This is a genomic window from Sediminibacterium ginsengisoli, from assembly GCF_900167075.1.
GTDB lineage: Bacteria > Bacteroidota > Bacteroidia > Chitinophagales > Chitinophagaceae > Sediminibacterium > Sediminibacterium ginsengisoli.
Window position 1 is genome coordinate 215,281 of sequence record NZ_FUWH01000005.1, and the last position, 20,583, is coordinate 235,863.

At 46.0% G+C, this 20,583-nt stretch carries 20 protein-coding genes; 10 read left to right on the forward strand and 10 right to left on the reverse strand.

Annotated elements, in window-relative coordinates; all coding sequences use genetic code 11:
- Positions 1 to 3: 3 nt before the first annotated feature.
- From B5D42_RS10765 to B5D42_RS10785, 5 genes are all read left to right on the forward strand, one after another.
- A complete protein-coding gene (locus B5D42_RS10765; protein ID WP_078831509.1) occupies positions 4 to 276 on the forward strand; it encodes a CHRD domain-containing protein in 273 nt (90 codons plus the stop codon).
- A gap of 154 nt (positions 277 to 430) precedes the next feature.
- Positions 431 to 2,026, forward strand: coding sequence for a hypothetical protein (locus tag B5D42_RS10770; protein WP_139367109.1), 1,596 nt, complete (start codon positions 431 to 433; stop codon positions 2,024 to 2,026).
- Positions 2,027 to 2,063: 37 nt separating this feature from the next.
- Complete coding sequence (locus B5D42_RS10775; RefSeq protein ID WP_139367110.1) at positions 2,064 to 2,861, forward strand: hypothetical protein; 798 nt, start codon at positions 2,064 to 2,066, stop codon at positions 2,859 to 2,861.
- A 12-nt stretch (positions 2,862 to 2,873) separates the two neighbouring features.
- Positions 2,874 to 3,443: a hypothetical protein gene (locus B5D42_RS10780; RefSeq protein ID WP_078831512.1), complete on the forward strand. Its 570-nt coding sequence runs from the start codon at positions 2,874 to 2,876 to the stop codon at positions 3,441 to 3,443.
- Positions 3,444 to 3,511: 68 nt separating this feature from the next.
- Positions 3,512 to 3,859 (forward strand): DUF6370 family protein, encoded by a 348-nt coding sequence (locus tag B5D42_RS10785; RefSeq protein WP_078831513.1) that lies wholly within the window; start codon positions 3,512 to 3,514, stop codon positions 3,857 to 3,859.
- A gap of 2 nt (positions 3,860 to 3,861) precedes the next feature.
- Here the strand turns inward: B5D42_RS10785 and B5D42_RS10790 are convergent, their stop codons facing one another.
- Both B5D42_RS10790 and B5D42_RS10795 read right to left on the reverse strand, forming a co-directional pair.
- Positions 3,862 to 4,539 (reverse strand): response regulator transcription factor, encoded by a 678-nt coding sequence (locus B5D42_RS10790; protein ID WP_078831514.1) that lies wholly within the window; start codon positions 4,537 to 4,539, stop codon positions 3,862 to 3,864.
- A 73-nt stretch (positions 4,540 to 4,612) separates the two neighbouring features.
- On the reverse strand, positions 4,613 to 7,579 hold the full coding sequence (locus B5D42_RS10795; protein ID WP_078831515.1) for a sensor histidine kinase: 2,967 nt from the start codon (positions 7,577 to 7,579) through the stop codon (positions 4,613 to 4,615).
- A gap of 114 nt (positions 7,580 to 7,693) precedes the next feature.
- Between B5D42_RS10795 and B5D42_RS10800 the strand changes: the two genes are divergently transcribed.
- The 3 genes from B5D42_RS10800 (at position 7,694) to B5D42_RS10810 (ending at position 12,879) form a co-directional block, all read left to right on the forward strand.
- Positions 7,694 to 9,682: a WG repeat-containing protein gene (locus B5D42_RS10800; protein WP_078831516.1), complete on the forward strand. Its 1,989-nt coding sequence runs from the start codon at positions 7,694 to 7,696 to the stop codon at positions 9,680 to 9,682.
- 80 nt (positions 9,683 to 9,762) lie between these two features.
- Positions 9,763 to 11,724, forward strand: coding sequence for an MORN repeat-containing protein (locus tag B5D42_RS10805; RefSeq protein WP_078831517.1), 1,962 nt, complete (start codon positions 9,763 to 9,765; stop codon positions 11,722 to 11,724).
- A gap of 180 nt (positions 11,725 to 11,904) precedes the next feature.
- Positions 11,905 to 12,879, forward strand: a complete 975-nt coding sequence (locus B5D42_RS10810; protein ID WP_078831518.1) for a fatty acid desaturase — start codon at positions 11,905 to 11,907, stop codon at positions 12,877 to 12,879.
- Between the two features lie 241 nt (positions 12,880 to 13,120).
- On the opposite strand, the gene B5D42_RS10815 is transcribed toward B5D42_RS10810, so the two are convergent.
- From B5D42_RS10815 to B5D42_RS10825, 3 genes are all read right to left on the reverse strand, one after another.
- On the reverse strand, positions 13,121 to 13,288 hold the full coding sequence (locus B5D42_RS10815; protein WP_078831519.1) for a DUF1328 domain-containing protein: 168 nt from the start codon (positions 13,286 to 13,288) through the stop codon (positions 13,121 to 13,123).
- Between the two features lie 23 nt (positions 13,289 to 13,311).
- Positions 13,312 to 14,115, reverse strand: coding sequence for an SDR family NAD(P)-dependent oxidoreductase (locus B5D42_RS10820; RefSeq protein ID WP_078831520.1), 804 nt, complete (start codon positions 14,113 to 14,115; stop codon positions 13,312 to 13,314).
- 83 nt (positions 14,116 to 14,198) lie between these two features.
- Positions 14,199 to 14,459, reverse strand: a complete 261-nt coding sequence (locus B5D42_RS10825) for a SemiSWEET family sugar transporter (protein ID WP_078831521.1) — start codon at positions 14,457 to 14,459, stop codon at positions 14,199 to 14,201.
- 110 nt (positions 14,460 to 14,569) lie between these two features.
- On the opposite strand from B5D42_RS10825, the gene B5D42_RS10830 reads away from it, so the two are divergent.
- Both B5D42_RS10830 and B5D42_RS17870 read left to right on the forward strand, forming a co-directional pair.
- Complete coding sequence (locus tag B5D42_RS10830) at positions 14,570 to 16,450, forward strand: asparagine synthase-related protein (protein WP_078831522.1); 1,881 nt, start codon at positions 14,570 to 14,572, stop codon at positions 16,448 to 16,450.
- An 87-nt stretch (positions 16,451 to 16,537) separates the two neighbouring features.
- Positions 16,538 to 16,678 (forward strand): hypothetical protein, encoded by a 141-nt coding sequence (locus B5D42_RS17870; RefSeq protein ID WP_176112977.1) that lies wholly within the window; start codon positions 16,538 to 16,540, stop codon positions 16,676 to 16,678.
- A 58-nt stretch (positions 16,679 to 16,736) separates the two neighbouring features.
- Here B5D42_RS17870 and B5D42_RS10835 read toward each other — a convergent pair whose 3' ends face one another.
- From B5D42_RS10835 to B5D42_RS10855, 5 genes are read right to left on the reverse strand one after another with little or no spacing between them, the layout of a single operon-like run.
- Positions 16,737 to 17,138, reverse strand: coding sequence for a response regulator (locus B5D42_RS10835; RefSeq protein ID WP_078831523.1), 402 nt, complete (start codon positions 17,136 to 17,138; stop codon positions 16,737 to 16,739).
- On the reverse strand, positions 17,131 to 18,771 hold the full coding sequence (locus B5D42_RS10840) for a sensor histidine kinase (RefSeq protein ID WP_078831524.1): 1,641 nt from the start codon (positions 18,769 to 18,771) through the stop codon (positions 17,131 to 17,133). Before B5D42_RS10840 ends, B5D42_RS10835 begins: the two co-directional genes overlap by 8 nt.
- Positions 18,772 to 18,781: 10 nt before the next feature.
- On the reverse strand, positions 18,782 to 19,798 hold the full coding sequence (locus B5D42_RS10845; protein ID WP_078831525.1) for an ATP-binding protein: 1,017 nt from the start codon (positions 19,796 to 19,798) through the stop codon (positions 18,782 to 18,784).
- Positions 19,791 to 20,204 (reverse strand): anti-sigma regulatory factor, encoded by a 414-nt coding sequence (locus tag B5D42_RS10850; RefSeq protein WP_176112978.1) that lies wholly within the window; start codon positions 20,202 to 20,204, stop codon positions 19,791 to 19,793. Before B5D42_RS10850 ends, B5D42_RS10845 begins: the two co-directional genes overlap by 8 nt.
- Positions 20,185 to 20,583 carry an STAS domain-containing protein gene (locus tag B5D42_RS10855; RefSeq protein ID WP_078831526.1) on the reverse strand — a complete coding sequence of 133 codons (399 nt, stop codon included), beginning with the start codon at positions 20,581 to 20,583 and terminating at the stop codon, positions 20,185 to 20,187. Before B5D42_RS10855 ends, B5D42_RS10850 begins: the two co-directional genes overlap by 20 nt.

A 20,583-nucleotide genomic window follows, 5' to 3' on the forward strand; every position in this document is an offset into this window, starting at 1 on the left:
CAGATGAACTATACCACCAGCTGGAATGGCCTTTCCGGCGCCCCTACTTCCGGCGGATTTTATAACGGCGCCTCCGGGTCGGCAGGTACTGCAGTAAGTCCTGCCTGGACCATGGGAACGGGCTGGACGGGTACCGGCACTACTACCGGAAGCATGACCCTGACCTCCGACCAGGCTACACAGCTCAGGAACGGCAACTGGTATTACTCCATGGGAACAGCCGCCAATACCGGCGGAGAGATCCGCGGGCAGATGACAGCTACTGCAATGCCCTGATCAGACATCTTTTACCACGATATAAAAATCAAAGGCGGTTGTTAAACAATCGCCTTTTGATTTTGTAGTTTGAGCTGCAGTTATTATGTTTATCATCTCCCCCCACGATCAGATATTCCGGCAGAGCCGTTACTGTTCTAATTCCCTGACACTTATGAGCAACTATACCCAAAACTTCCGCAACACAATCATTTCCTGCATAGAAAAGGCGCAGTTGGAAGACGATACTGCCAAAGCTGCCAATGATGCAGCCATGTTAACCCTTTATCATGCCCGGGAAGCCGCTGTTGCTATTGCTCTGCAACTAGCCCAAACACAGGAAGGCCTGTCGGAAAAAAAACGGGTAAGAGAGCAGACGGCAATTAGCACCAACGCCAGCAATGCTGTTGCAGAGTCGGCCGGCCATGCCAGTCTGTGCATAAAACAATCGGCAAATGTTGCCGCTGCCATAGCAGTTGAGGTTCAGACCGCAACAACTGCAATCATAACTTTAGCAAGTGATATAAACAGTATTTTTTCAATTATTCAGGCAGCTGACATGGATAGTGAAATGTATAACCAGGCGGCCGAGTTAAGAACATTGCTCAATGAAACGGCATTGATGGCAGAAACCGGCGCTCAGCATTCCATGGAAATACTGGCGCAGATCGCCGCGGTTCCCATTGTGCTGGCAGAAAATGCCGGCAGGGTGCATGGCTGCATGACCAAAATACAAGAATCGGCCAACGATGATTTTTCATATGCCATGCAGTTACAGAAAGACCAAACCGACCGGCTGACATGGTTGAACGCCGGAGCAAAAGCAGCCCAGGCTAATTTTGAAAACAGCCAGGCAGTTCTTGACGCCGCCAGGCAGTCACATGAATTTACAAATGACTTACTGAACCTTTCGTTAAGGGTCAGCAATATATCCCTGGATAAATGTACGGTTAGTTTCACCCCGTTGAAAAGTCCGTTTTCCACAACAGATCTGCAAAATCCTGTAAACGCTTACCATGTACTAGTAGTAAAAGACGAAAAGAAGTACCTGGTTGATATATCTCATGCAGAAAATGCAGTGCAGAACCAATGGGAGGAAAATACCGGCCAGCCATTTCACAATGGCAGCACCATGCATTCATGTACTCTTTCATGTAATCAACTCCGGGATACAGACGGAGATCCTGTAGTTGCAGGGTGGAAATACGCCGTACTTGTATATGGATCTTATACAGAGGCCTACAAGAAAAGACGGAACGATTTTGACGACTTCCTCTCGGCTCCTTCGGCATCTTTTCAATTTGGCAGCCCGTTGCCTGCGGTGAATGCACAGAGCATTATACAGGATACCGATAACCCTATGCTGCTGCATTTTGAAGTGGAAGAAAACTTCCCGTATGCGGATTCCGTTCAATACCGGTGTATATTTTTACCCCACCCCATGTACTCTGGCAACAGCGGAGAGTCAGAGCCGGATTTTGTCTGCAACATAGACATTGCCCTGGAAGCAACTGCCGATAGTTACCTGGTTGCAAATAAAACAACAGCTATCATTAAAAAAAACGGCACAAAAAAAGCAACTACCAAAACGCAATGGAATGTTAAGATAGATAATAACACGACAGATATTTCGGGTAACAGGCTGATCAATGGCAACAGTTACCTGCCGGTGATCCTGTCTGTGTGGCCCGGTACTGATGGCGTTTCCGGTGTTACCAACAACTGGTCTGGCTATCAGGATGTAAAAGCCATCATTTATTCATCGAAATAAGCCAATTATAACAATGGAATCAATCAACCAGCAAATAATGAAACTATCTTCTCAAGAATATGGCATTTCCGAAAGCAAAATAGCATTGCTTAATACACTGGCGCAAAAAGTAAACAAAGAACAACACAATGTTGAAAAGAAAAAGGTGGTTGTTAGCAGTCTCTCTGAAAAAATGCAGCTTACGCGATCTTTTCTTGAAGCAGCAGAGGCCGGGCGTACCAGGGCATATGCTAACCTCAATCTGGTGAATGAACTGACACAGGAAATAAAAAACCTTGAGAAAAGCGCAGACGAGGTCTACCATGAAATGGAAACCACCACCACAAAAAGTCTTGCATTTGCACATGAACTCAAAAACACCACCGGCAAACTTATCTGCGCAGCAGAACTCCTCAATAAAATGGCAAACCTTATCATCCGGAAAAAGGCATTGAACCCTTTGATCTCGGACGAACTGATCAACCTGACCGGCCAGGCGGGAAATAATGCCAACAATGCGGTTGCATCAATGCTGGCGGCTATGAAAACTGCCGTAACTGCAATTTCAGGCCATCAGTCATCTTTAACTGCCGCAACATCCGTCAAAGCACAGATAAAGTCTTTACAGCTGACCGCTGGTAAAAACAAGAATGATATGTCGTTACAGCAATTATACCAGCAGGCTTATAACAATGCAAATCTTGCGTGCGAGCAGACTGCTATCGCGGCAGGCAAAGCTACGCTTGAGTTAAATGCAGCCAGCATAAAATTGAATAAAGCGCAGACGGGCCTAACATCTTTTCAGGCAGCGTTTACGGCTGCTGCGCAGGCAGTTCAATTAAATCAACAAGCGTAATTCGTATTTCCGATGGGCAACAAAAGCATTACTGATTATTCGTCCAAAGATCCAGATCCAAACCTGATGAGGGTTGGCGTATTACTCAAAGCAGGGAACTGGAAAACGCAGCTGACGGACCACGAATATGAACTACTGATTGCCGGCATCCTGAATGATCGTGTGCAGCTGCATGAACTGGTGATCAACGGTTACCTGCTGAAAAAAGACAGTCTATACCTCGTAATCGAAACGCATTGTTCAGATGGCACAAGATCATTAAACCATGCATTCTCCCGGATGGAAGAAAGGGTACGCCAATATATGCAAACCCGCTGGCTTGCACGAAATATACCGGCACCGGAAATATTGCCGGATACAACTGAAGATCAAACACCCTTTTTTGAAAGACATCCCTTAACTGATCAGCATCTGATACAACTGATCACAGGCGGAAAAGCAACCTTACCATACAACGATCCTCATATCGCGGAAATAAAAGAATCCATACGCAGTGCACGTTTCTGTTCTGCGCTGGACTATGCCGGCGGGCAAGGGCCGGTTCTTGTTAAACTGATTAAACACAACAAGGAATCGCTTTAAAATCCGAAATCGGGATTCGTATGCTTCCGATACCAAATAGTATGTATTTTGTAAGAAAATAAAATACAATGAAACACCTTATAGCAATTCTTTCACTCGTACTCATATCTGTATGCGGATCTGCACAGGATAAAAAAGCAAATTTTTCAAAAATTGACCCGGCTAAAAAAGTCCGGATTGCAGAAGTTTCCTGCGGGGAATGCCAGTTTAAAATGAAAGGCGAAGGATGTCATCTCGCTGTTCGCGTAAATGGCAAAAGTTACTGGGTAGATGGCGCAGATGTAGATTCCTTCGGAGATGCGCACGATAAGGAAACAGGTTTTTGCAATAAGATCCGCAAAGCAGAAATACAGGGCACGGTAAAGAACAACAGGTTTGAACTTACTTACCTGAAATTCACCGATAAGAAAAATTAGGTTTACAGCATTCCTTTCTCATACACAAGTCTCAGTGCCTGCGCGCGGCTGTTGACATGCAGTTTCTGGTAAACATTGATCACGTGTTTCTTCGCTGTATTAACACTTATATGCAGCTGTTCGCCGATCTCTTTGTAGCCCAGGCCTTTGGCCAGTAACTGAAGTATTTCTTTTTCACGCTGGCTTAACTGGAAAAAGTCCGGAACGGTTTCCGGCTTTTGTTTTCCGAAAGAAATGTCTGGATTCTTCTGCACCAGCTGTAAAATTTTAAAAGCAATTCCTGGCGAAACCGGCCCTACACCACTTTCATACATCTGCCAGAGCACATCAGCTATATTGGCAGCGCTTTCATCTTTCAGCAGGTAGCCGCTGGCTCCGGCTTTGATGGCTTTGAATATTTTATCTTCATCGTCAAAAATCGTGAGTACCACAAATTTGCAGGCCGGGTATAAAGAAGAACCCGAAGCAATAGCCGCTACGCCGTCCATATTGGGCATTTCCAGATCCATCAGCACTACATCGGGCAGCGCGGCTTCCGGCAGTCCCTGCATCTGAAGCAGAAAATCTTTTCCGTCGCTGGCCGCCATTACAATACTGAAGTGACCATGGCGGAGAAGCTTGTCTTTAAGGATCTGCCTGTTGGAAGGTTTATCGTCTACTATGGCTACGGATATCGGCATGTTATGAATTTAGTAACATCAACAGCACTAAGATAACTATTCCCGCATTGCGGATTATACTCCAAACGGATAACTATACGCGAACCGTTATAGTAGTACCGGTGCTCTTTTCCGACTGCACTTCCAGCAGAAAGCCCGACTGCCCTGCCCTGTAACGCATATTCGCAAGGCCATCCCCCAAGCCTGTTGCTGTTTCTGCAAAACCACGGCCTTCGTCCCGTACTGTAAAAGTTGTATATCCGGATTCTGACGAAGCGGAAAAATGAATCACAGTGGTATTACTATGCCGGATTGCATTATTCGTCGTTTCCTGGAGTATCCGGATCAGGTTAAGTGCGTCATTGTATGCGAGTAAGGTCTCTGTGATTGACTCATTTTCTACTGTAAAACTGATCTGCTGGTAGCTGCGCTGCATTTTACTGATAAAATTCTTAAACCTGAGCCATACTTCCGTGGTACTGATCTGTTCCTGCTTGAGTGTCCACATGGTATCACGTAATGCCAGCAGCATATCATCTGCTGCATCTTTGATTCGCATGCCGATGCTTTTATCTGTTGTACCAGCATGATCGATCAGCAAGGATGCATTGTAAGAAAGCAGGTTCGCTTTTACACCGAGATCATCGTGCAGCTCACGGGAAATGCGTTCTTTTTCCTGCTGCACTTTTTCACGCAGGGCTAGCGCTGCAATCTTTTTCCGGTACTGCGCGCGCGTATACAGGTAAATGATTAACCCGGCAATAAAAACAACAAGCACTGCGCATGCGATCACAAATAACCAGGACCTGTAAAAAGGGGGCTGCAGGTAAATGAGTACCGATGTCATTGAATCCGGCCTGCCCTTTATCCGTACCTGCAGGTTATATTCCCCGGGAGTGAGAACCAACTGCAGGTCATTCCTGCCGGTTGCAGAAAGCCATTCTTTTTCGTTTCCCAGTCGATACTCGTATTCATTAGCGCCGGGTGTAAAAAAGTTGAATACCGAAAAAGATACCGAAAGGCTGTTGGTTCCTGCCGGCAGTTTGATCTTCCCGGGCAAAATATCGAACGGACTGAAAAGCACGCTATCGCCCGCCATCATTCCGGTGAAGTATACTTTCAGCTGGCGCTGTGTAGTGTCTGACATAGATGGATAAAAAGCGTTGAGCCCCGATATACCACCAAAGAATATTCTTCCATCGGCTGCATTATACATCGCACCGGTATTGAATTCGCTGCCCTGCAAACCATCTTTCTCTGAAAAACCGGCGAAACGCATTGTGTATATATCGAACTGGATGAGGCCACGGTTTGTACTGCCCCAGACATGGCCGGTGCTGTCTGCCGCCAGTGCATAAAAACAATTATCGGGCAAGTTATTCTTCCGGGTAAATGTTTGCACAAGCTTGCCTTTATTGAAAACAAAAAGTCCGTAATTGGTACCGATCCATAGCTGCCCTGCTTTATCACGTGTAATGGCAGTTACTTTCAATCCCCGCTCTGTCAACAGGCTGTCGCGCGTTTGTCCGGTACTGTCTACCTGTATCGCCTTGCCGGTAACACCTATCCAGAAACTGTTATTATTTTCCGCATACAGGGCGCTGGCTCCTAAAGGGAGATCCACTACAAAATCGATATAGATCTTATTGTTACGGTAGCTGATCCTGTGCAGTGCCATATCGAACAATTGCCAGAAGCGGTTATTGCCCAAAGGCGTTACAAAAGAGAGACTTTTGATCATCCTGAAATAAGCCGTATCTGAAATTCCGTTCCTGACTACTTCACAAAGCCTGGCGGTTCCTTTTTCCAGGTTCACATAAAAGGTTTTCTGCAGATCCGCAAATACCAGTAATTCGTACCGGCTCAATTGATGTATGTAATTAATAACGCCATGTTTTCCCAGCATTCTGCCCATACGTTCGGTCAGTTCTTTTTTCTGCATGCCATACCTGTCGAACACCACGACATTGTCGAAATACAATCCTGCCCATATATCTCCCGTAAAAGCATCTGTATGAATGGTGCGGATAAAATTCTTTTCGGGTTGTGCAGACCGGTATAGCATAAAACTGTTGCCAGGCGTTGGGATCTGTACAAGGCCTTCTGCATTGGTACCGATCCATACATTACCGGTTCTGTCTTTGAGCAGGCAAAGCAATTTACCTTTCTGTACCAGCGAACTGCCATCGGTTTGTGTGACGCGGCGTATTGAAAACCCGTTTCCCGTCTGCACATGAAAAACATCCGTTCCGATCCCTATAACATAGGTATGATCATCCAGCTGCACACTTACCAGAGAATGATAGCGGTCGGCAAGTATATCTGAATTTGCAACGCGTCGAAGTGGTGCATCCTGGTCTTCAGCCAGATAAATGACACCTTTAGTGTCGATGAACAGAAACGCCCGTCCGAGTTTGCAGAAATCCCGGATACCGTCCGGAAGCGTTCTTATATCATTGATACGAAGGCTTGATGTATCCAGCCTTGCAAGATAAAGTCCGCCCAGACTGTCGTCATGGTGCAGCGCATAATAATCATTGGTTTTGAGTTTCGGGTAATCGATTGTCCAGATCTTCCGGAAAGCGGGCTCCTTTTCGGTAGCGGGCTTAGTGAGTCCTGTTTTTTTATCAAATGCATAAATATGGCCAGACCGGTACAATATCCTGGAGCTGTCTGAAAAAACAGGATACATCAGCGTAAAGCCTGTTGAAGGAGCTGTATATACTGAAATATTTTTTTGACGCAGATCATATTTCGCAATATTATTTTTCTGAAAAATCCACAGAACCGGGCCTTCCTTCAGAAAAAAAGCAGCGCCGCGCTCCAGTGCTGCTCCCCCTTTCAGCTGTTCTGCATGCCGGAACTGGTAACCATCGTAAAGGCATACACCGTTATCGGTGCTGATCCACAACCAGCCTTCATCATCCTGCACCATATCGTACACAGTGTTCTGCGGCAGGCCATTACCGGCATTGAAATAACGGGCAGGCCAGTGTACGGACTGACCGGTAGCCGCACCGGCACACAGGTACAACATAAAAAGCAGCAGAAAGCATTTCATAAGCCTTATCAAAATAAAGAATATCTGCGAGCTGCAAATGAAATGTTACAGACTATCCGAATGGAGTATTGCACGCGCCATGGGTTTATGTGATTTTTCACCCAAAATTTTGTAATGAACCGATATTTAACTGCTGCACTGCTCACATTATTCTTTTTTTCCAGCTCTGCCCAAATGTTGTCCACTACTATCCTTAAAGATGATTTTACGGATAACCGTTTTGGCTGGGCCATTAACAAAACAGATTCCGTGGAATATGAAGTAACCGGGGGAAAATATATCCTTACTAATAAGTCCGTCGGTGGTTATAAAAGCATGCGGAATTTATGGGTAAACAGGAGCCTGCCCTACTCCGTAAGTGCCAGCGCTACCTGGTTCTCCGGGTCAACAGACAGGGGTTATGGAATTTTTGTTAACGGAGGAATCGGTGCCGGTAACGGTATCGAATTCGCCGTATCGGGTAATGGTTATTACCGCGTAATCGTTACTTCAGGCACCATTACGATACCGGTTTCCAAAGGCTGGAAAAAAAGCCAGTTTGTTAGAACAGGTTCAGGAAGCCCCAATGTACTCCGCATCGATGTAACCGGCGATTATTACACTTTTTACCTGAACGAGAATATTGTAGATACAGCCACACTGAAGAATGTACCGCTGGGCGCCAGAACAGGGTTTATTGTTTACCACAGGCAACAGATCCTGTTCGACGATTTTGAGGCAAAACAATGGAACAATGACGCTGTATTGCCAGGAAAGATCGTTAACAAGACCTCTGCATTTGCAGGGCCGGTTGCTGCGAAACCGGTTGCCTCACCCAAAGGAAAAATGCAGAGTTATTATTACGACGCTACCGGTAAAAAAACATCCGCTGCAACTGTTCCGGCTGACGATGAAGATGATGACTGGGATTTGTTTGAGAGTGACATGTCTGCTAAAGTAGGACTTACCGATAAAGATGGTTACCGCCTGCTTGACCCGCTTTACAAGTACATATCGGAGTTTGCAGAAGGACGTTCTTTTATGGCCGTTCATGACACTTCGTATGCCCTGGTAGACGAACAACTGAACAGGCTTACGCCTTTTGTATTCGATCATGCTGCTTACTTTAATAATGGCTATGCGATTGTATCGCTGGGAAGATTAAAAGGCATGATCGACAAAAACGGGAAAACCCTGCTTCCTTTTATTTACGGACACCTGAGTAAACCTGAGAATGGTATCCTGTATGCGGAGCTGAATGGCAAGGCGGGCATCATTACTGTTACAGGCCAGGAACTGGTACCCTTCGGAAAGATCCCCCTTGCCAGGAATAACTATTATGGCCTGAACAACGGTCTGCTTGCTTCTGCAGATTCGCTCGGAAAGAAATATGGCATAATCGATAAAACAGGCAAATGGGTGGCAGAGCCGGTTTACACAAGTATTGTAACTTACCCGGAAGGATTTTATGTTGTTGGCGTAGCGAATCCTAAAGTGGCCGGCGCAACATTGTACGGACTGATGGATAAAAATGCGAAGTTCATCCTTCAGCCCGTTCATGGGAGGATCAGCGTTTTCAAGAACGCAATCATCCTTGGCAATGAGCAGGCAGGCATGAGTACAGCCGACTTCAGGGAAAAAATAAAAGCCCGTTATGGCCTGGCCGACAAAACCGGAAAACTGCTTACAGATATGAAATACCTGCGTATTTCCGGCTATGGCGATACCACTTCCTATTTCACTGCCGTTGCAGAACTGAAAACGGATCCATTCAACCGTTTCGGCACTGCAGGTTTGCTGGATAAAAGAGGCAAAGAAGTGATCCCATGTATTTATGAGAATAAGATCAGTGTGGACGAAAAGCAATACGGCAATGAAACAGCTGAATATACAGAAGGATTGATCAACCTGTATAAAGATGGCAAATACGGTTATATGAATGCCGCAGGAAAAGTTGTTATTCCCTTCATATATACCAGCGCCTATCCATTTTACGACGGGCAGGCAGCAGTAACAAAAGACGGAAAGAAGACCTACGTAGACAAGACCGGTAAAGAAAAAGAATACTCATTGGCGGGTGGTATGTATGACACACGTTATGAATTACCGCCGATACGTAAATAGTATACAATAATCCTGAGCCGGCAAACATGATTCACTGCCGGTTCGGGACTGAATGATTTTTACTGACAAATATTTCGAGCATGTTCAGAAAAAAAATAACCGGGATTTTGATACTGGTATGTTCAGCTGTTGCGCTATCATCCAGTGCGCAATCCGTACATTTCAATTTCTACAATTATCTCTACAATAAACCAATACATAAATCTGCATCAGGACTGGATTCCGTGTATGGGGAATACCTGCATTTCCCGTTTACAGGCAAGCCGCAAAATTACCGTTACACCGGCCAGCTGAAAAATGGCCTTCCGGATGGCATAGGCACTTTTATTGTTGGCTATAACGGAATGATAAAATATGCAGGCGAATGGAAAGAAGGAATGCCGCATGGAACAGGAACTTTTGAGAACCATGACCTCTATCATTATGCATTCAGGGGTGAGTTTATAAAAGGCAAGCCGGTAAACGGCCTGGTTGTTTATGGTTACGATGATCATTTCAAGCCTACTATTTTTTATAGCGGAGACGTTTCATTCGATCCGGGCAATCCGCTGAAACTGGTCCCCCACGGTTATGGAACGATGTATGTAGCGCTGAATGCCAGTGATAATTCTACTGTTCCGGGCAGTTTCTGCGAAGGACAATTTCATTATGGAAAACCAACCGGTTTTTCGGTATATAACAAGAATGCTTACCGTACCAGTCTGCAGGCTGGCCTGCTGATGGCAGGCGTGGAAGTAAAGCAGTTCTCCGATCTCGGCTTTCATGCAGACGTACTGGAAGGAAACTGGAAGATCCCGGCAGAAGGGACTTCAGTGATCAAACAATTGCTGCCGGATATCAATAAGGCTGTTTTCGACACGCTCAACGTCAATATTTTTTCAACCTATTATGGTTTCACACTCAATGGCCTTCCTTACGGACCGGGAACCGTTGTATATAAAGACGGGTTCCGCGATCCCGGGTTCTGGAAAAATGGCGAGCAGATCTCACCCAGATCCTTACTGGCTGCGTTATTGCCAGACTCGTCTGTACTGACACCCGTAACACGGATTGAAATGCACCCGGTATTTAAACTGGTGGTAAACAAAAGAAAACGCACCGAAGAGTGGGTAGTATCCTATGAAAAAAAACCTGTAAACTATTATGCTCCCTGGGTCAGCGGGCAGCCGGTTGGTTATGGCTGGAAGGTTGATAGCGGTACAAATGCCATACCGGTTGCCGCTGAATTTACAGGTAACAGGAATGAAAAAGAGTGGAATGCTGAACTGAGTTTTGCACAGGCCCCGGCAGAATATGCAAGGTCTAAGGGTTATACCAATGGGTTAGAATGGTTCCGGGGGATCTCATTTGAAACTTTTTCAGGCACCTCATATCCTGTTGCATTTAAAAAAGACGGAACGGCGGCCTATTATGACAGTGTTCGCTTCCGCGGCGTTCAGTTCCGCCCTACTGCCTCGCTGTTTGAGCCAACCATGTTCAGCAAGTCTATGCAGGAGTACAGGAAAAAAGAATCAGCCAAAATCGGCATTTACAATAGCATACTTAATAAAAGACCTAAAGCCTACATGAGGCTGATCACCTTTTATCCGGGCGATATCAGCCGGACACAAATAACTACTGCTTCCGGAACGCTGAAAGGCAGCATGATGCCGAAAGCAGCCATACAGGCAGGCGACAATGTACTTGTATCGGGCGGGAAATTTGCACTTGCAACAGAGGCAGGTATGGCACCAGGCTATGCGATCGAAAAAAACGGTTTCTATTATATAGTACGTGATTATACACTTGAGGAAAGCTTTTCGGAATCTTTCTGTTCAGCATGCAATGGAACCGGTGGTTCGAGCACCACCAAAAGTGCACAGGTATCTTTTGGTTCTACAGCCAGCGTTAACTACAACCTTCCTAATTACAGCAATGGCGCACTGGTCTTCACACCAAAATATACAACCATCGGCGTTTATACTGTCAAAAACACATGCAATGTGTGTAAAGGCAAGGCTTACAGCAAAACAAACACAACAAGGGTAGAAATAAAATATTAAAGAACATTCAAGATTCAATTGCTTAAACGGGGAATCTATTCCCCGTTTAAGCAATTGTTATAATTAATCAGTTGCCGATGTTTAAACACTGGACTAGTTGTAAAATTATTCGGTATTCATTTTTACTGTTTTAATCTCTTTTTAACCGCTATATGGTTGAAATAAGCTTATCTTGAATTCATGCCTTCTAAAAAAGAATTCGTTTATTCCGAAACATCCGAACCACACCGCATCAGAACAAAAGCTATTTTACGTGAGCATCCGCATATCCGTAAACTGATCGGTAAAAATCCAACTACTATTTTTGCTATTGCAGCGCTCGTGCTGATCCAGCTGCTGCTGACCTGGCTATTGGCAGAAAGTTCATGGTGGCTGATTATTGCCGCAGCTTATTTTATAGGTGCGTTTGCCGATCATTCGCTGTTTGTCATGATCCACGAATGTGCACACAGGCTTATTTTCAAAAGCAGGAACGCAAACCGGCTCGCCGGCATTTTTGCCAATATGCCGTTGATCTTCCCAAGTTCTGTTTCTTTCGAACGGTATCATATCAAGCACCACTCCTTCCAGGGTGTGCATGACCTTGATGGCGATCTGCCCAATCACTGGGAAGCGAAACTGATCAATAATTATTTTATTGGTAAGGTGATCTGGTTATTATTTTATCCTTTTTTCCAGTTGTTCCGTTTGTCTCGATTAAAAGAGATCAAACCTTTCGACGGCTGGGTGGTTCTGAACTTTGCGGTGCAGGCCGTATTTGTTACGGCTATCTGCCTGTTCGGCGTTAAAGGATTTGCTTTCCTGGTGCTGAGTTTTTTCTTTTCGGTAGGATTGCATCCGCTGGGCGCACGCTGGATACAGGAACATTATCTTACGCACGGCGAGCAGGAAACCTACAGTTATTACGGCGCGTTCAATTCGATCTCTTTCAACGTAGGGTTTCATAATGAACATCACGACTTCCCTTCCGTGCCCTGGAACAAGTTACCAAAAATAAGGTCAGAAGCACCTGCATTTTATGATACACTGGCATATCATACCTCATGGACCAAATTATTTTTCCGTTTCCTGTTCGATAAAGAGATCTCACTTTATTCGAGGATCATACGGAAAAACCGTGGCAAAGTTGCTCTTTCAGATGAATTATCTGTTTGAGTCGATCTTCCATACTTATCAGCAACTTTAGAAGTCACAAGTTCGCTGCGCTGAGTCCCCTTCGGGAGACATCAGCGAGAGAAGAAAGACAAGGTCAGCGGCCTGAGTTACCGGAAGCAATGAATTGGAGCCGGCTCAGAGAATCGAAATTTCTTCCAAATACTTGTGGTCCTCCGCATAAAAAAGCGCTCGTAAAAAACTACGATCGCTTTTTTATTTCCGGGTTATTTACCCGAAGAATCTATTTTTTAAATAATGTTGCGCCCAGGATCAGCAGCACGAGCCAGATCACAATAAAGATAAAGAACAGCGTCTTTGCAATGGAAGCGGCGCCACTGGCAATGCCGGTAAATCCGAAGAGAGCGGCAATAAGTGCAATAACGAAAAAGGCAAATGACCATTTAAGCATAAGATTAGTTTTTAGATGATTAATTAATGGTTTTCAGTATCTGCGGGCTCCTGCATTTTATGCATTTGAGCGGCTTTGGTTTCGTCCGACATTAGTTTACCCATTGCCAGGTTGAATTTGTTTTTAAAGCCGGAGATCACCATATCATCGCCTGCTTCCAGTGCCTCATATCCGTCTTTCGCAACAGTTGCAGGATCAGCCATTTTTCCTTCCTGTACGGCTTTGGAATCATTCATATTGGCTTTATTGAAAAAATCTGTTGCAGTGGTTCCCGGGAGTAATGCAGTAATAATAACTCCTTTATCTTTATTCTCATCCCTGATCGCTTCTGTAAAAGATTGTACAAATGCTTTCGTTGCATGATAAACAGCATGGAATGGGCCAGGGTACCGGCTGGCAATGGAAGAAAGGTTTAGTATCTTACCACTACCCCGCTCCAGCATATCGTTGAGGTAAAGTTTTGTAAGTACAACCAGGCTGGAAATATTCAGCTGAATAATGTCCAGCAGCCGATGTATATCTGCTTCCGAAAATTCACCGAATTGCCCCTGACCTGCATCATTGACCAATGTATCAACAACGATACCTTTTTCCCGCAATTCCATATGTAATTCAAACGGTGCCGAAGGCAGGAACAGATCACGCGCTGAAACGATCACATCAATATTATATGCCGCTTTCAGTTCATCAGCCACACGCTGCAGATCTTCTATATGACGTGCCACGATCACCAGGTTATTGCCGTCTGCTGCAAATAGTTTAGCCAGTTCATAGCCAATGCCGCTGGTAGCCCCGGTAATAAGTGTATAAGATTGAGTTGTTGACATGATATCGCTTTAGGCATTCAAACAAATAGTTGTGCCAGCAACCTTAAACTATTTCAGAAAGATGTGTAGAAATTTTTCATCCGCTACCTGTTCTTCCATACAAAGCAGCTGATCAGTAAAGCAAGATTGACGAGTGCCGAAAAACCATTGGTAATGAGGATGGGCAGATCCTTTTTCAGAAAACCATACCAGATCCAAAGTACCAGCCCGAGTAGTAATATAGCAATGGTCAAAGGCGACAGGTTACCTCTTTTCTTTTCGCGCAGCACTTTTATCAATTGCGGTACCATTGAAAAACCGGTAATGATCCCGGCACCTAATCCAATTAAATTTTCGGTTGTCATGTTTCAGCTGTTAAAAAACAGCGGCCAGATCAGGTAGCTGTAGAATACCTTCCACATGGTTTGTAAGAGCCTGAAACCGGGTTCTTCATTATTTACATTAATATTGTTCCATGAGCGCTGTTTATGGTATCCTGCATAAATATGAATATCCGGCGATTGCGGATCAGCTGCAGCAAATACGCGCCCGTCTTATACATCGCATAACCGATGGCGAAGGCAGCTGGCATGATCCCGGGGCCGGGCTCGGCTTCTGCAGACTGAACCTGTACCGGGAGCAGGAAGCCAAACAACTACCGTTCGAATCCGGAAACCTTGTGATCGTTGCTGACTGCCGGCTCGATAACCGGGAAACGCTCATTAAACAACTGGGAACCGGCGTAAAGGAGAATTTACAATTCACTGATGCAGCAATAATATTACTGGCCTATCGTAAGTGGGGAAAGAGATGTCCTGAATACCTGGATGGCGAATTCGCATTCGTTATCCTTGATAAAGAGACACGCGAACTTTTCGCCGCTACTGATCCGGTCGGGCACAGGCCTTTTTTTTATTTTACCGGAACCGATCGTTTTGTTTTCTGCAGTGAGATCAAGGGGGTGCTTGCTGTAATGCAGCAGCCGGTTTTTGATGAGGAACATCTTATCAACAGTCATTTCCTGAGAGGAAAGCAGGAACATACTTATGTAAAAGAAATCCGGGCGCTCTGCGGTGGCAAAACACTTTTATTCAGCCAGGGAATCTGTACCGTGCAGACTTACTGGCAACTCACAGCCCGGAACAAATACAGGTTCAGCAAAGACGATGAATGGATAACACAGTTACGGACCCTGCTGATCAGATCCGTAGAAAAAAGGATCAGTGATGCAGGTAACACAGGCATCAGCCTGAGCGGGGGGCTTGACTCCGGCACCATTGCAGGTATTCTGGCGCAGGCGCTGGCTGCGAAAAACAAACCCTTGTATACATTCACTTCTGTGCTCCCTGCCGGTTACCAGGGTATTGAAAGCGATGAACGGTATTATATCGGCGAAATGACCAGGATGTATCCCAACATCATATCCACTTTTGTAGATGCAGGCGATACCGGGCCATTCGATCCGGCGGGGAATGCTTTTGCTGCTGATGAAAATATCCCCAATGCTTATTTCTACCTGGAACAGGCCCTCCTCACTGCGGCGAAAGAAAATGGGGTCCGTACTTTCTTCACAGGCCTGGGCGGCGACAGCGCTGTGAGCGCACCAAAGTGCGGAGTTTACCCGCTCATCAGTAAAGGTGCCTTCCCTGCGGCGCTGCGCATAGTCAAATCTTTATCTGTTTATGACAACATCAGTTTATTCAATACGATCAAACACGAATACCTGAGCCGTACACCTCTGTGGAATACAGCCAGATCATTTGTACGTAAACCGCAACACCCTGCAGTCAGTTCACATTTTAAACCTGCTTTTTTAAAGGAATATCTGCCAAGACTCACTGACAGGCCGGAAAGGCATCCGAATGAAAACCTGATTAAAAATACCAATAGCGGCAAATTCGGGCGCATAACAGGAGCACTTGCAAACAGGAATGCCTGGTATGGCATAACCACATGTGATCCTTTTTTCGACAGGGACCTGCTGGAATTCATGACCGATGCACCTGTGCACCTGTACACAGCTCATGGCCAGAGACGGGGTTTTATCCGTGCAGCCATCGAAGGAATTGTTCCACCCGAGATCCGGTGGCGAAGAGATAAACTGCCTTACGGGCCGGATATGATCAGGCGGGCACGTAATAAAGCCGGTATTATGGCCGCTGAACTCTCCTCTTCACGTTATGATTTTATCTTTGAACGTTTTTTTTCACGGGAAAGCGTATTGAACGGCCTTCAGTTACTGGAACCTTTTGCAGGGTTCAGAAGTGCTACAAGCGTTCAGAGCATCAGAACTTTGCAGGCAACGCTGTCGGCACAGGTATTGGCACATCTGGAAGAACAGGGATTTTCATTTTAAATGGCTCTGTTCTCAAAAAACAGTCGCATTTATTTTCCCTGTTAATTATCTTGCATTATATTTAACACCAACCAACTGTTATTCAATATGAACAATCCGTTAATCAGCGAATTTCAAACTGCCAAAGAAGAATGGAACAAACCGGAACTGACAGTGCTGGATGTAAAAACGGATACATTATTTGATGTAGTATCTCCGGGTGCTGATGCTTATACGTTTAATTCCTAGTAATTCTTACTGAATACTTTTTTAAATACCGATAGCTACCGGGCGTAAAGCAATGCTGTTATGAAACAAACCCGATGAATCCCCGTGCGGTCTCAATAGCTTCCAGGAAAGTAAACGGCTTGATCAGGTAACTGTGTACGCCGAGGGACAACGCTTTTTCCTGCTCGAAACGGTTGATGGAAGTGGACAGGATCATAACCGGTATTTGCGCAAGTTCAACATCCTGTTTCAGCAGTTCTATCGTTTGCGTGCCATTAAGTTTAGGCATATTCAAATCCATTACAACAAGCTTTGGCAGATTGCCCTGTTTAGCCCGCCGCTGTAGTATTGTCAATGCTTTTTCACCATCTTCTGCAAAACCGATCAGATCGGCGGCGCCCAGTTCTTTCATAGCCTCCAGCATAAACCCACGATCCTCAGCATCATCGTCTACAATCAGTATGGTATAATTTTCATTCATCCGCCGCAATGGTTTGAGCAAATGTAACGGTAAACACACTACCCAGATCTGGTTCCGACACTGCCGATATCGTTCCTCCGTGCGCTTCGGCGATCCGTTTACAGATAGCCAGACCTACACCGGTACCGGAATAAAGGTCTCTGGAGTGCAGGCGCTGGAACAACAGGAATATCTTGTCCGCATATTGCTGCTCAAAACCGATACCATTGTCTTTAAAAGAAAGCGAAACCATTCCATTGCCTGTAAACGCAGTAATATCTATCTGCGGTGCAACCTCGGGCTTGGCGTATTTGATTGCATTGGAAATAATATTAATAAGCAACCGCCGCAACATGTTTTTGTCGCCCCGGATAACAGGCAAAGCACTCACCGAGATACGGGCGCCGGATGTCTGGATCGCAGCTTCCAGGTCGCCAACGGCTTCATGCATTATATCCGTAAGTGCAAGTTCCTCGAATGCAGATGGTGTGCTGTTCAGTTGTGCATACAGCAGCAGGTCGTGGATCAGGTCACGCATACGATAGGAAGCTGACTGGATATTTCCCACATAAGATGCAACTTCGGCATTAAGGGTATGCGCATGCCTGGAAAGGACTTTGTCTGTATAAAATAATATTTTCCGGGTGGGCTCCTGCAGATCATGGGATGCCACATAAGCAAACTGCTGCAGCTCCTGGTTGGAAATACTCAGCCGGTCGATATATTCTTCCATGATCTGCTGTGTACGCTCCATCGCCTCATGGGATTCGCGCAGTTCGATATTCTTGCGCAGTGTTTCCTCGTATACTTTCTGGTTGTGAATATCTACCATGTAGCCGATCCAGTGCTGCAGTTCCTGCCGTTCATTATAAACCGGGGTCAGCGATACCTGGTGCCAGAAATAGTCGTTGCTTTTATATTTGCCCAGGCGTACCTGGATCTTCCTATCTGTAACAGTACCCGCTCCGCCTGAAATAAGGTTTCTGAAATCGGCGAGGTCTTCCTCGTGTACAACCGAAGCCCAGCCATTATTATTCAATTGCTCTGTAGTCATGCCAGTCAAAGTCTCAAGCCACTGGTTGGCATAACTGAATTTCCCGCCTGAGTCAAGCGAGAAAATAATCATCGGTAAGGTTCCTGCCAGCGTTTGGTATTGTGATTCGCTCCGTTGCAGACGTTCCGACAGGTCACGCAGCTTTTCATGATTACCCTTGAGTTCCTCGTAAGCCGACATGGGAGGTTCATTGCGAAACAGCCCGCGCCACTCATCGATGCGGCGGACATCGATGCGGCTGACAGGCTGGAAATAATAGAACAGTTCTATGACGGCTTCTGCATCTTTTGTACTTACAACAACATTGCTCACCAGTTTCCGGGCCTGATCGAGACCGTTGTTACGAAATTGCTTACCGGACGGGCGGTGGTGAAGCCGCACAACGGCATAATGGCCCTGCTTGTCTGATGTAACACCTAAAACGATCATCCCTTTTGCATTGTCTTCTATCACCCCTCTCGACAATTCGGAAACCGCTGTAGCAAAAGTGGTTTGAGCGGGCACACTCAGGCCTACGAGTTCCGCCAGCCGCATAGAACGACGGTGGGCAAGGATCAGGTCCATTTCATTTTCAAGCGATATCTGCGTCAGTTCCTGCATAAGCCCGGGTTTACCTGTTTAATTTACAAATCAATACCGAAAGATCGTCCGTATTACGTGAATAATCCATCATCAGTGCGGCAGCGGTGATCACCGGATCGAACCGGCCGATACCGGGATGTTTCACGAGTTCCCAACGGCTTTTAAGTCCATCGCTGCAAAGGATCAGCTGCTGGCCTCTTTCCGCCAGCGCTTCCTGTGCATTGAGTGTATTCGGAAGGTTGAGACCAATAATTCCGTTATAAGAGGTGTATGTTTTGTTGAACGACTCGCCCAGTATTTTTACAGATATATTGCCCACTCCGCAGATACGCCATTTCCGTTCTTTTTTATTCAGCACGGCCACCGCTCCTACAAGGCCTCTTGTTTTTTTTACAGCTGTATTCATCTCACGAATGATCGATACCGGGTCGTTCTCCCTGGTCTCACGGAAAGCTTTGCCTGCAGCTAGAACTGCCAGCTCGGCCTCCGGGCCATGCCCCAGTCCGTCGCCCAGGAATACTTTGAGAAACTGTGCGGATTCCAGTGTAAATGCGCCATCGCCACAGGCTGTTTCTCCCGGTTTTGGAAGAACCATGTTCTGGATCTCTGTATCCGGCAGTTTTTTCAACGAAGGGAAATCTGCTTCAAATAATCGCGTAAGTACGATCGTACCCCAGCCCCGCTGGGAATACACCTGGAATACATCAGCCATGCGTTTCATGGCGCCAAACCCGTGCCCGAGTGTATTTTTTGTAGACATCCCGTCGGTCATCATACGGCTAACATCAGACATTCCCGGACCTCTGTCAATAGTGATCAATTCAATGCCCTGCATGCCTGCAAATTCTACCAGCCTTACCAGTATATGCCCGTCCTGTGCATGTTTAACAAGATTGCTGACCATTTCCGCCACTACAATATCTATGCGTCCTGTTTTCGCTGCAGAAAAACCGGCAGATGTTGCCAGGGCATGAATTTCTTTTTTCAGCAGTGCGAGATAGCTGCGGTCGCTGGCCCGGTACTGGGTATGAATACGGCTAACCATTTTTCCATTTAATGATGCACACTGTAGTACCCGATCCGGGAGTGCTTTTGATATCAAATTCATTCACCAGCCTGCGGGCGCCGGGCAATCCAACCCCGAGGCTTTTACCCGTGGTGTAACCGTCTTTCATGGCAAGAGGTATATCTGTAATACCAGGACCTTTATCTGTAAAAGTAAGCCGGATGCCGTTGTCGCGCCCCTGACTGATCACTTCTATCAGCGCTTCGCCGCCGCCTCCGTATTTGAGCATATTACGCACCAGTTCACTGGCGGCTGTAATGAGCTTGGTCTGATTAACGATACCCATACCGATCTTGGTCGCATATTCCTTAACGCGGTTCCGGAACGGAACTACGTCCTGCTCCCTGATGATCTGCATTTTATCTTTATTCAGTACCAGCTTCATCTTCGTCAGGGTCTTCGTACGCTGAATTAATTTTTGCTGCAAGCAACTCCATTCCCTTCTCTACATTCAGCGCAGTATGCACACCTTTCAGCTCAAGTCCCAGTTCTATGAGCGTGATAGCTACGGCCGGCTGCATACCTACCACTACTGTTTCGGCGTCCATGATCTTAGACATACTACCGATATTATTGAGAATACGGCCCATGAACGAGTCTACGATAGACAATGCGGAAATATCGATCAACACACCGCGGGCGCCCGTTTTGCTAACAGCCTGTACCAGGTCGCTTTCCAGATTGGTGGCCAGCCTGTCGTAAAGATCTATCTGGATGGTTACAAGCAGGTATTGACCCATCCGTAAAATTGGGATCCTGTCCAT